At 46.1% G+C, this 11,451-nt stretch carries 11 protein-coding genes and 1 pseudogene; 5 read left to right on the top strand and 7 right to left on the bottom strand.

Annotated features, from left to right (window positions below; genetic code table 11):
• Window positions 1-43 precede the first annotated feature (43 nt).
• From HUS62_RS21590 to HUS62_RS21575, 4 genes are all read right to left on the bottom strand, one after another.
• A complete protein-coding gene (locus tag HUS62_RS21590) occupies window positions 44-1,777 on the bottom strand; it encodes a site-specific DNA-methyltransferase (protein WP_175081111.1) in 1,734 nt (577 codons plus the stop codon).
• 80 nt (window positions 1,778-1,857) lie between these two features.
• On the bottom strand, window positions 1,858-2,796 hold the full coding sequence (locus HUS62_RS21585) for a WYL domain-containing protein (protein ID WP_175081110.1): 939 nt from the start codon (window positions 2,794-2,796) through the stop codon (window positions 1,858-1,860).
• Window positions 2,797-3,113: 317 nt separating this feature from the next.
• A complete protein-coding gene (locus HUS62_RS21580) occupies window positions 3,114-3,413 on the bottom strand; it encodes a hypothetical protein (RefSeq protein ID WP_065767345.1) in 300 nt (99 codons plus the stop codon).
• A gap of 87 nt (window positions 3,414-3,500) precedes the next feature.
• The gene (locus HUS62_RS21575) at window positions 3,501-4,406 is read right to left on the bottom strand and encodes a 3'-5' exonuclease (protein WP_175081109.1); all 906 of its coding nucleotides are present in this window, start codon (window positions 4,404-4,406) and stop codon (window positions 3,501-3,503) included.
• 640 nt (window positions 4,407-5,046) lie between these two features.
• On the opposite strand from HUS62_RS21575, the gene umuD reads away from it, so the two are divergent.
• Both umuD and umuC read left to right on the top strand, forming a co-directional pair.
• Window positions 5,047-5,496: a translesion error-prone DNA polymerase V autoproteolytic subunit gene (umuD, locus tag HUS62_RS21570; RefSeq protein WP_108479629.1), complete on the top strand. Its 450-nt coding sequence runs from the start codon at window positions 5,047-5,049 to the stop codon at window positions 5,494-5,496.
• Between the two features lie 7 nt (window positions 5,497-5,503).
• Window positions 5,504-6,772 carry a translesion error-prone DNA polymerase V subunit UmuC gene (gene umuC, locus HUS62_RS21565; RefSeq protein WP_175081108.1) on the top strand — a complete coding sequence of 423 codons (1,269 nt, stop codon included), beginning with the start codon at window positions 5,504-5,506 and terminating at the stop codon, window positions 6,770-6,772.
• A 10-nt stretch (window positions 6,773-6,782) separates the two neighbouring features.
• On the opposite strand, the gene mobI is transcribed toward umuC, so the two are convergent.
• Entirely contained in the window at window positions 6,783-7,226 is a 444-nt protein-coding gene (gene mobI / locus HUS62_RS21560) for a conjugative transfer protein MobI(A/C) (RefSeq protein WP_175081107.1), read from the bottom strand.
• 464 nt (window positions 7,227-7,690) lie between these two features.
• Here mobI and HUS62_RS21555 point away from each other — a divergent pair, with 464 nt between their 5' ends.
• The 3 genes from HUS62_RS21555 (at window position 7,691) to HUS62_RS21545 (ending at window position 10,180) form a co-directional block, all read left to right on the top strand.
• Complete coding sequence (locus HUS62_RS21555) at window positions 7,691-8,665, top strand: ParM/StbA family protein (protein WP_175081106.1); 975 nt, start codon at window positions 7,691-7,693, stop codon at window positions 8,663-8,665.
• A 125-nt stretch (window positions 8,666-8,790) separates the two neighbouring features.
• Window positions 8,791-8,937 (top strand): hypothetical protein, encoded by a 147-nt coding sequence (locus tag HUS62_RS21550; protein ID WP_175081105.1) that lies wholly within the window; start codon window positions 8,791-8,793, stop codon window positions 8,935-8,937.
• A 1-nt stretch (window position 8,938) separates the two neighbouring features.
• Window positions 8,939-10,180, top strand: a complete 1,242-nt coding sequence (locus HUS62_RS21545; RefSeq protein ID WP_007102876.1) for an integrase family protein — start codon at window positions 8,939-8,941, stop codon at window positions 10,178-10,180.
• An 11-nt stretch (window positions 10,181-10,191) separates the two neighbouring features.
• On the opposite strand, the gene HUS62_RS21540 is transcribed toward HUS62_RS21545, so the two are convergent.
• On the bottom strand, window positions 10,192-10,386 hold the full coding sequence (locus HUS62_RS21540; RefSeq protein ID WP_012368405.1) for an AlpA family transcriptional regulator: 195 nt from the start codon (window positions 10,384-10,386) through the stop codon (window positions 10,192-10,194).
• Between the two features lie 216 nt (window positions 10,387-10,602).
• A pseudogene (locus HUS62_RS21535) lies at window positions 10,603-11,370 on the bottom strand (type II toxin-antitoxin system HipA family toxin); the annotation flags it as partial.
• Between the last annotated feature and the right edge of the window lie 81 nt (window positions 11,371-11,451).

The following is an 11,451-nucleotide window of genomic DNA, read 5'->3' as shown; positions in this document are numbered from 1 at the left end:
GGGCTAGTTTTGACGATGAATTCAGGGCTGAGCTTATCTTTGGTTAATACTTGTTAACAAAGTATGCTCTCACCCTGGTGGCATTGTTTTGTGCAATCGCCTCAACTTTGTCCGCGTTTAATGCCGCTTCATTTGAGCGTAACCATTCACTATCAGGACGATAGAACAGGTGAATACGGAACAAGTCTGTTTCACCGATAAAACCATCGGCAGAGGCTTTAGCAACCGTTTCTAACGACTGCCCAGTGGCGGTATAAAACACATAACGTGCGAGTGCATCGTACGATGGCATCGCTTCGCCAGTAAGTAAACTTTCAATTTGGATCGGTTCCCCTAAGGTGCAATAGGTGAAGCTACCACCAATGCCTGGCGCAAACTCATCCACTTTGCGCTCACCAGTAACTGTGAGCACACCGTCTTTGAGCTCTTTTTTGATTTTGTCGAAATCTTTGCTGTGTTTTGCTTCAACTTTGGCAATTTGTTCCAACAACTCAGCGTGTTTTTTCTCAAAGACTGACCAAGTGATTTTTTCAGAAAGCAGTTCTTGTTTCTGATTGCCTTTATAGGGGTAGCCATTGATGACACGGCGAACACGTTCAGCGGTTAATGTATCGGCGTAGTCTTCACACTCAACTAAGATAAACTTCCGATTACCATTGTCCCTTTTATTAGCTTCAAGCACTGCGTGTGCGGTAGTACCTGAGCCAGAAAAAGAATCTAGAACTATTGAATTAGGGCTTGTAGCTATCGTTAAAATTCTTTCGATTAATCTAACCGGTTTCGGTGTTGCGAAAATTTCTATATTTTGGCTAAAAATAGTCTTCAGGTGTCTTTTTGCTTCATCTGTGTGGCCCGCTTCAGTGAATGGTAACCATCCAGATGCAACAACCCCTTGCTTAACTTCCGACAAATAACGTTTTGGAAGAGGGGCACCGTTTCCATCTTTTCCAAAATAAATGCGCCCATCGGCTATCATCTCTTTAACTTTTTTCTCAGGGTGTCTCCAACTTGCTCCTGATGGTGGATAATATACTTGTCCTGTATTTGGATTAGTTATCGCGTAACGATCTCTTTCACGAAACTCATTTCTGAGGAGATTATCAGAACGCCACGGTCCCCTAGGGTCATTGTCAGGATTTGAATATGCATCATCTTGTTTTGAAGTTCTAGGTAGTAAGTTTGGTACAAATTTACTCAGATCTTTCGCATACACGAGAACATGATCATGCATTTCAGGAATGCCTTTAGAGTCGCTTGAAACAGCATACCTTTTCTGCCAAATCATATTGCATAAGAAATTTTCAGCTCCGAATATTTCATCTAACACAATTCGCAATCGATGCTGCTCATTATCATCAATTGTGATAAAAATAGCCCCTGTCTGACTTAAAAGTTCACTGAGCAAAATCAGCCTCGGCCACATCATGCAAAGCCATTTGTCATGACGTTCCATATCTTCTTTATCAACAGGATTGGCTGACTTTTTCAGCCATTCCTGCATCAATGGTGAGCGTACATTGTCGTTATAACACCAACCTTCATTACCTGTGTTGTACGGCGGATCGATAAAAATGCAATCTACTTTACCTGCGTGAGTCGGTAGTAACGCCTTGAGGGCCTCAAGGTTGTCGCCATGGATGATGAGGTTATCATCCAATGATGCCGTATTGCCATCCAGCGGTAACGATTTATCCGCAACCACTTTTAGTTCGCGAAACGGCACACTTAGATGGTGTGAATATACAAACTGCTTACCTTTAAAATCCAACGTTGGCATCGGTATTCCTTAAATTCTTAATTAATTCTGATGATTAATCTTTAGTCATAAAAAGCGGTTGTCTGGGTTGTGCTCATCGTCTAAGTGACATAACCCGGCGCAATTGCAAGGTTTTGAACCCCATATAGCGCGGCACGATTGTTTAACGCAAGCTGACATTGGCTGGTTGATAAACACGCGGTCTCGGAACAATCGACGTTCCAAAGCCTGAGCAAATACCCAGCGGTTGCAGCCCTAATCTCAACCTTTAGAACGCCACCCGTCATACCATAATCCAGCTCAATCGCTTCGCTGTGCTCTATACGTGGGTGTGGCACTAACTCTAACTCAACAAAGCGATTCCATTGCCGATCTTGGGTTTCGAGCTCACTTTCTTTGATAACAGAAGGCGACAAAGTGGAATCCTCAAGCACAACCGCTGCTTTAATGCGGGTCAGTACAAAGTCACGGAACTCACCATGCTTGCGGTCAAAACCACGAACGTGCCAACGTAGGCCATTGTCCACCAGTGTATGCGGTACAATTTCACGTGTGGTTTCACCACTCGATAACGACACATAGGTGATACTCAAGGCTTTGCCTTTGTGAATGGCCTCGGTGACTTTCGCTACTATCGATAAACTCGGCTTGTTAAGGTGATAAGGTGCTTCACAAGCCAGTGGTGGTTTTACCTTTCCAGTAAAGCCATCTCCGTATCCTTGGCTAATCGTCGCCAGCGTTCTCACAACGTCATAGTCGAACAAGGGCTCAAAAGCTTCACCGCGCTTATGCAACTTGAGCTTTTGGTCATACTCAATATTGCCTGGCGCAAGCTCTCGATACATTGTGAAGTCTTTCGTTGCTTGTGCGGCGGCTATACTGAAGCGATCGACTAAATCCGCTCGTACCGCTTCGCCCTTAAACAATAAGGTGAAATCGATGTGGGCAATGCGATCCCTGGTTGCTTGTGGCAACTGCGCTATCTGCGAAAGCCTATCTGGCTTCGCCACTACCGTTTGTTTCAGACCATCATTTGTCATGCGTCTTGTTTATCCAATTCAACCAGTTTCTTAAAACTCTGTTTATAAAGTACGGTCAGACATCGCGTAATCACATTGAAAAGCGTCACTCAATGCTGCTCTTTATCCGCAATGACTAATCAATCTCTATTGGTTGAAGCTGGACAGATGGTCATAAAACACTGAATAGGCTTCAACCTAATTAATTTTATTAGGTATCATCCTATCACAAATTATTTTGTAGGGAAGATTACGCGGCAACTTTTTGATCTGGATTGCAATTGCCGCTCAGCTATAGGCGTGAAGACATTGTTTCATGCCATTGATGATAGCCGCTATCAATGCGCTACCCGAACCAGTGAAACCACGATGTTACCGCGATGAGATACCCCTTTGTCCGACTCTGTAGACATCAGGGCTCGTTGCTCACTTTCCCGAATGCGCCTGGCAACTTCTGCTTGGGCTGGTAGCAATGGCAGCATCCCTTCAGCAATCGCGTCTGGGGCAGACTCTTGGCCACAGGACATCAAATGCTTCCATGGATCTTTAAGAAAGCGCTCGAACGTGATGCCAAATTCAATGATACGGGCAGAGACGAAGATTTCGCCCCAGTATTCAATGTAGGTGTCTTGGTACATGGAAAGATTCCTCTTGTTGGTTAAACCATGAGTTCACTTTCCATTTTCCAGAGGTTTTCAAATATGCAAGGCTTACCTTGTAGAGAGCTACAAAGCTTTAAATCGATTGCGGGCATCTTTGTAGTCATAGTGGGCATGTTCTGAGCCACGATGGTACAAATCATCCAGATACGTTTGCTCCAGCGGCAACTCGTCTTCGCTGATTTCGCGCCACCAATGTTTGTTGGCACCTTTAACACCGTCATGCCAGCGGTAACCGCGCTCTTTTAAATAGTCCTTTACATCAAACGGCGCACCAAACGCACGAACTAGCACAGTTCGCCTGTCTGCTTCAGACAACAAGTTTGCAACGGACTCGGGCAACAAATTAAACAACCAGGCCATCGCCAAACAATCAGTCGCAGCTCGGTGTCCTTCATAGAACCAACCTAAGCGAAGCAGCAGGTACTCAAGTTTCCGACTTTCAAAGCCCAGTGCTTTCCAATCTATGCCGCTAGCTGAACAGGCCCAAGATAGATGGCCTAATGCGGCAAACCGCTTTTCAAAGAAAGGACGATCAAACTGTGCATTGTGCGCAACCACCAGCGGATCATCGGATAACCAACTCGCAACCATTGCATCATCAATGCGCTGGCCTTGCACCATCTCATCGGTGATACCGGTTAACTCGATAATCAGTTCGGGGATTGGCTTGCCGGGATCTTCATACAGGCTGATCACATCAACAATCGACACAATCCGCTTAGCCGATGGGCTGTAAAGCACCTTAACCATACCAAGCTCAATAATGGTCTCTTCATCGGCAGACAGTCCGGTTGTCTCTGTATCGAGCAGCACCATTGGCTGTTCATCACCGACCATAGGAGAAAGTTCAAGTGGCCAAGTCTGCGGTTCACGCGTTAATGGAATACGCTCCAGCAATCTAAAATCTTCTGGTCTTTCTGGGATATCCGCGAGGCGCTCTAGCGGAAATGGCGCAGGGGCTCTTGTCATTGATGGTTCCTCTTCACTTCTATTGTTCGCTTTAGGTGATTTCACTGTGCCACAGGTTTTTCTAAATGCACCTTGAATACCTCTGCGTTTTTTTAATCTTTCTATTGGTTGAACCCATGTATGAAAGCTTTGGCTAAGCCTTTCAGAAAGCCTTAGCTAAACCCTTTAGGTAACCCTTACCGATACCCTTTACGTATGGCTTAGCCAATCCCTTTTCAAACGGTTGCAAAAGGCTTTAACTGAGTTCGACTGAGCATTTTAATGATGCTCCTGACTTCGCTTTAAGCCAGTAAATTCAATACGAAGCAGAATTTTACTAACTGTTTTTAAACCCTTTGCAAAGGGTTCAACAAGCCTTGTCTGACGGTTACTTGACCCATGCGTTAACCAGTAGCAGTAACAGGATCAGTAACAGAAACAAGAGCAGTAGGCAGAAGCAGTATTGTCCAAGCCTTGCAGGCTTTGACGAGGGCGAGCGATCCCCCACATCAAGCTTTTCAACACAAAAAATAAATCACCGACAACACAACGTCTTACTCGAACAACTACAGTTTTACCTACAATTTTACTTGTAGAAATCAGCATAGCATTAGATACTGTATAAACAAACAGTATCAATTATGATTTTTCGAGGTTCGTCATGAGTGTCTCGCTGATAGGCCGTAGCGGCGCACTTGCCTTCATCAAAGCCAAGCGCCTTCGTATCCCATTGTTCATGGAACGTGTTTCTGCTGGTTTTCCCTCACCAGCGCAGGATTATGTTGAGCAAACGCTCGACCTTAACGAGCTGTGCATCAAGCGACCGGCTGCAACGTTCTTTGTGCGTGTTGAAGGTGATTCAATGATTGATGCCGGGATTCACCCAGATGATATTCTGGTGGTTGATCGCTCTGTCCAAGCAGAACACGGTGACATTGTCATCGCGGGAATCCATGGTGAACTCACGGTAAAGGAGCTTCAACTAAGACCGTGCGTCATGCTGATCCCAAGAAACCCGGCGTATGAGCCCATTCATATTCCTGAAGGGGCAGAGTTAGAGATATTTGGTGTGGTCACCAATGTGGTGCGAAACATGCGCCGTAAGTCGTGACTATCCCATGCCTGTATTTGCCTTGGTGGACTGCAACAACTTTTACGCCAGTTGTGAGAAGCTGTTTCGTCCTGATTTAAAAGATACGCCGGTTGTGGTGCTGTCCAACAATGACGGCTGCGTGGTTGCACGGTCGCGTGAAGCTAAGTTACTCGGTATTAAAATGGGCGTACCCGTCTTTCAAATCAAATCTGAAATGCAGCGCCATGGCATTTTGGCATTCTCGTCTAACTATGCGCTGTATGCAGATTTAAGCAGTCGAGTGATGCGCACTTTGGAGGAGATGGCACCACGAGTAGAGGTTTACTCCATTGACGAAGCGTTTTTGGACTTAACCGGTATTGAGTCTGCCCTATCCCTTGTCGAGTTCGGACAACAAGTGCGAGAGCGCATAGGCCACTGGATTGGGATCACCGTCTGTGTAGGCATTGCACCGACTAAAACACTCGCCAAGCTGGCTAACCATGCCGCCAAAAAATATCCGGCCACTCAGGGGGTTGTAGACCTGACCAATCCAGATCGGCAACGTCGATTGCTCGCATTAGTCCCGGTTGATGATGTTTGGGGCGTTGGTAGACGGCTTTCTAAGCGTTTAAATGCTTTGGGTATCACCACAGCCTTAGATCTCGCCAATGCCTCTCCTAGAGCCATCAGAGACCAGTTCTCGGTGGTTTTAGAGAGAACCGTCAGAGAGCTCAATGGTGAGTCGTGCATTGAACTTGAAGAGATCCCGCCAACTAAGAAACAAATTGTCTGTAGCCGTTCATTTGGCGAAAAAGTAACGCAATTTGAATTGTTACGTGAGGCCGTATGTGAATACGCAACCCGCGCCACTGAGAAGCTTCGCAAAGAACAGCAGCAAGCCAAAGTGATGACCGTGTTCATACGTACCAGCCCCTTTAAGGACAACGAGCCGCAATACAGCAGCTCTGCATCAGGTGAGTTGCTGATCCCCAGTTGCGATACGCGGGATTTTATCGAGCTGGCCAATCACTTACTCAAGCGGATTTGGAAGGATGGTTTTCGTTATGCCAAAGCGGGCGTCATGCTGTCTGACTTTTACGATCCTGGTATGTTTCAACCAGGACTATTCGATGACGTATCGACCCGCTCTAATAGCCAGCAGTTAATGTCAGTATTGGACACCATTAACCAAAGCGGTGCCGGAAAGGTTTTCTTTGCTGGACAAGGTACGAAGAAAGATTGGTCGATGAAGCGAGAGCATTTGTCTCCCGCTTATACAACACGCTGGGACCAGTTACCGCGAGTGAAGTAGCGCTGTTAACTCAGTAGGCATTCACTCTGCGACGCAGCATGTTGAGCTTATCAACCTGGCGTCGAATATCACTGAAAAATTCCTCTTTCTCCATGGCCAGCGCTAGCTCCCATTCTTTGGCCAAACCTTGGCAGTCCAAAAATGAGTATTTCAGCTTCGTCTTTGAAATACGCAGACCCTTGCTAAAGACCACGCGCTTGCCTCGTTGACCGTGAAAACTGTTGATGTACCACTCTATGCCAAAGCCATACTTAAAGTCTCTGATACGGACACCAAGCAGCCCCCAATCTTTAAAGGGCGCATTCTCACGAACCTTGTAGTGGGTAACCCAAAAGTCATCAACTTCAGCTCGTGCCAGTGCTTTTAGCCTGTCCGTTTCTTGCTGAAGTAAATCTGATACCTCTGCTTTCCATTGTTCATTGACGATTTCTACCAAACCAATTTCCCCATCCAATTAACCCCAAAAGCCAAAACCACTATCCGTTTGGCTTTTGGATCGAAACGCCAAACGTAAAACTGCGGTAACAATCACTGTTTGGCGTCTCGATATTAATCAACTCGCGCAATCCCATACCTGACAAGGGATATAGCCCGATTTCACTTAAAAACGCCTAAAAAGACGTATCGTCATGAAGATACAAACCGTTTGGCGAGTTCAGGCCAGAATGCAAACGACGTTTGGCGTCTCGATTTTTTTGACTAGGTCATCCGCCGCCAAACAGAGCCTATTCTCATACTTTTGCGAAAATGCAATAGGCAGATAGATGAAAGGATTTGTCACCTTTCTGCCCACCGCCAGTGCACCGAATCCTGATAATGACATTTGAGTGAACCGCCAGAGCACTTGGAAATGCCCAAGCGTGGCCAGTGCGGTTGATTGAAAACCGTTAGAGCACTTTGAGTGCACAGGAGATAAGTATGTTTGTACTAGGCGTAGATATCGGTTACTCAAACCTGAAGCTGGCAATTGGCCAATCAGGCAGTGAACCGAAAACCATTATTCTGCCTGCGGGTGCCGGTCCTGCGGATCGTATGCCAGAGCGTATCGGTGGAGGCGATGATGACACTTGTTTGTATGTGTCTGTCGATAATGAGCGTTGGGCCGCTGGTGTGCCTGCTGGACGCCTTCAAGGCTGGGAACGAGAGCTTCACCCGGAATATCCCACCACAAAAACCTATAGGGCGCTTTTTCATGCCGCCTTGTTAATGGCAGAAACTGACTCCATCGATTTGGTTGTCACTGGATTACCGGTTTCCCAGTTTCATGAACCACAACGTAAGTCTGACCTTGTGAAGCGTTTAAAAGGTGTCCATCAAGTGACGCCTAAGCGCAGCATCACTGTTCATGACGTCAAAGTGCTGCCGCAGCCTGCCGGTGCCTATATGGATCTGGTTCAAACAGGTGGTGATTTGGGCTTAATTGAAGAAGGTCGTGTCGTCGTCATCGATCCCGGCTTCTTTTCTGTTGACTGGGTTGCCCTTGAAGCCGGAGAAATTCGCTACAGCTCATCAGGAACCAGTCTTCAGGCAATGTCCGTGCTACTGGAAACCATTGATAAGCTGATTTCAGAAGATCATGGCGCCAAAGTGGGTATGGATCGACTTGAGAAAGCCATGAGAACCGGCGACTTGCAGGTCCTGCTATTTGGAGAAAAAGTCGATATTTCACCTTACCTGAATGCTGCCATGAAAAAGGTTGCGCCTGTTGCTCTTACAGCCATGCGCCAATCTATGCGTGACGAAAGCATCAATGCGGATTTGGTATTGATCGCCGGAGGGGGAGCCTTGGCTTATAAGGAAGCGGCCAAAGAGATTTTTTCACGAAGCAAGATAATCGTGCCGGAACAGTCTGTTTTGGCGAACGTCCGAGGCTTCTGGTTTTATGGGGCCTGATCATGAGAGTTGTCGTCAACATTCCCCCAGGGAGCCACCCTGAACTGCTCAAAGAATTAGAAAAGACGCCGCCACGGGAACGGGCTGAGCGTCTGCGGATGCTGGCCACCTTTGGGTTAATTCACATGAGCCAGCCCAATCTATCCACCACACCTGCACTGGTGGATGGCCATGCACCAGAAGTTGAAATTACTTCTGTCAGTACAGCGCAAGAACCCAAAGCAGAATCACGTAAACAATCATTAAAATCAAAACTAGGGATGGGCTTATAACATGGCGTTATCAGTTAGCTGGCTCGATGCCAGGTTAAATAAAGAAGCAAAAGAAACCGTAGTAAAAGCCGACCGAGATGGGCTAAGTGCTCGGGTATCGCCCAAGGGCAAAATTGTTTTTCAGTTTCGTTATCGTTTCGATGGCAAGCAACAGCGGGTAGACATAGGTACTTACCCACTTATGAAGCTTGCTGAAGCTAGGAATGAGCTGGATAGGTTAAGGGCTATACTTGATCAAGGCCGAAACCCTAAGCTCTACCTTCAGCAGGAACGGGCTAAGTATTCTGCCAACCAAAGCTTCGAATCGATTTTTCGAGACTGGATAGACTCTGCCGGTAAGCAAGGATTAAAGGAGAAAACGTGGCACTTCCAAAAACGTAGCAGTGAAATATATTTGCTGCCCAGACTTGGCAAGTACCCATTAACTGACATCAATGAATTGTCCTTAAGAAACTGTCTTCGTGAGGTTTCAGAGTCGTCTCCGTCAAACACAGAGCGCCTAGTGTCTGTACTGCATAAGTTCTATGACTGGCTGATTGATGAACAAATCTTGGAAATTAACGCTGCTGCTGGGATCACAGCAAAGAAGGTTGGTGGTAAGAAAGGCAAACGAACTCGGGTGCTAAATGACAACGAGATCAGGATACTTTGGCGCTATTTGCATGAGTCAAAAATCACTGAGAAGAATCGCATCTACATAAAATTGCTTCTGTTATTGGGAGGCCGTAAGGGAGAACTCATTCAAGCTGAAAAGCATCACTTTGACTTGCAATCTGCAATGTGGACAGTGCCCATAGAGATCCGCAAACAAGGTGAGAAAATTGGAGCGCCGATCATGCGGCCATTGATTAAGCCAGCTATTGAGCTGATTGAACTGGCGATGCAGATGAGCAAATCAACCTACTTGTTTCCCGCGAACGGACAAGAAGAGCTTGCCACAAATGGCTTTGATACCACTATTCCTAATAATGTGAAAATCTGGGCTCGCAGATCGCTTGGTGTTGAGATGGAACATTGGTCTATGCATGATCTTCGCAGAACGATGCGAACGCGAATGTCAGCCATCACCACGCAAGAAGTTGCCGAGTTGATGATTGGCCACAGCAAAAAAGGGTTGGATGCTATCTACAACCAATATCAGTACCTGGATGAAATGCGTCATGCTTACGACGTTTGGTATCAACAGCTAGAAACCATCATCGAGCCGACGGGCTTTCCGTTCAACTGGCGTTTCGGACAGTAAAAGAAAGAGGCTCAGTCCTCTTTCTTCTCATACTCTTCCAAGTCTTCAATGTGCCACAGCTTGTTTCGTGTATTTCGGTTGATACGAGGTTGCGGCAAGCTGCCATCTTTTATTCTTCGCCAGAGCGTCGTATAGCTAATGTGGTAACGAGCCATCACTTCGTAAGACGTTAGAAAAGGGGTTATCTGGTGCGCTACTGCTGTCATCTGCATTCTCCTGAAAATCAATGTAAAGCTATCATCGCCTGATTCATCACTTGTTGATGGTCAGAAAGATGCATGATTTGTTCAGAAGATCAGCCTTATCAAAACACCGGTATCATTGTGCAGTTTACAAAATTTCTAGTTTACGGCGCTAAGCGCCGTAAAATCGCATTAAGTTAAACCATCTTTATCGATATGCACGCTCTAGCTACTAGGAATTTAGCGTAGCGGTATGCTTCGTAAGTGCGTTTCGATGGCTTCAATCACTGACTTAGTAAGTGGTAAATGCGCTTTTTCTTTCGCCCATACCTCATGGAAGCCTGCTACGGTTTGTTTGGCTGTATCTAACACCAATTTTTCTGGCAACATGGCTTTAGCCGCCAAGTGCGATAACTCATCCAGCGTGAAATCGCTGAATTTCTTGCTACGGCTCACCTTCAGCGATGCACTATCATCGGGGATATAAGGAATGGTTGAAACAAAGTCATAAGCAGGTGCAATAGACGCAGTGCGCTTATCTTTGTAAATCACAGACCAATTCTTCAAATGCATATCGGCATTGCCAATTAGCGTGTTGAACACCAATCGGCGAGTAAATTCAGCAATGTCTTCGTCTTGCCCTTCAATACCGATAACCTGAGCAATATTTCGCATACTGGCTTTTTTGTACTTATCTTGAGGATAAACACCAAACACTTGCGCAAAGTCCTCAATGTGAACAGCTTGACCATCTGCACGGTCAAAACGCTTGATCACAAAAGCCTGAGCATTTTTAAAAGCATCACCATATTTGCCAATGCCATTTGGGATATTAGTAATCCGATTAATAGGGAGTAGCTGCGTTTCTGGCACGTCCATTCCCAACATTCGAGCCAGTTCCATCATTGAATATTCATTTTCTGGCACAGCTTCAAATCGAGACGACGGTAATTTTACAATCCAAGAGCCACCTTGACCAGTTGCTGGAATGGTCAAGCCGCCGTTAGCCCATGGCTAGCGCATTTTAATCCCAGATTCTAACAGGGTTGAGCGATAATCATCGTCTAGCCCTGCCATTTTCTTTTTTCT

Origin of the sequence: Pseudoalteromonas sp. 0303 (assembly GCF_013349995.1) — a bacterium.
GTDB lineage: Bacteria > Pseudomonadota > Gammaproteobacteria > Enterobacterales > Alteromonadaceae > Pseudoalteromonas.
The sequence above is the reverse complement of the archived record's forward strand: the minus strand, read 5'-3'. Positions and strand labels throughout refer to the sequence as shown.

Coding starts and splice junctions, on each gene's coding strand:
- HUS62_RS21590 (WP_175081111.1), bottom strand. CDS start 1,777: ATGCCAACGTTGGATTTTAAAGGTAAGCAGTTTGTATATTCACACCAT.
- umuC (WP_175081108.1), top strand. CDS start 5,504: ATGCCTGTATTTGCCTTGGTGGACTGCAACAACTTTTACGCCAGTTGT.
- HUS62_RS21540 (WP_012368405.1), bottom strand. CDS start 10,386: ATGACAGCAGTAGCGCACCAGATAACCCCTTTTCTAACGTCTTACGAA.
- HUS62_RS21550 (WP_175081105.1), top strand. CDS start 8,791: ATGAGCCAGCCCAATCTATCCACCACACCTGCACTGGTGGATGGCCAT.
- HUS62_RS21575 (WP_175081109.1), bottom strand. CDS start 4,406: ATGACAAGAGCCCCTGCGCCATTTCCGCTAGAGCGCCTCGCGGATATC.
- HUS62_RS21555 (WP_175081106.1), top strand. CDS start 7,691: ATGTTTGTACTAGGCGTAGATATCGGTTACTCAAACCTGAAGCTGGCA.
- umuD (WP_108479629.1), top strand. CDS start 5,047: ATGAGTGTCTCGCTGATAGGCCGTAGCGGCGCACTTGCCTTCATCAAA.
- HUS62_RS21545 (WP_007102876.1), top strand. CDS start 8,939: ATGGCGTTATCAGTTAGCTGGCTCGATGCCAGGTTAAATAAAGAAGCA.
- HUS62_RS21585 (WP_175081110.1), bottom strand. CDS start 2,796: ATGACAAATGATGGTCTGAAACAAACGGTAGTGGCGAAGCCAGATAGG.
- HUS62_RS21580 (WP_065767345.1), bottom strand. CDS start 3,413: ATGTACCAAGACACCTACATTGAATACTGGGGCGAAATCTTCGTCTCT.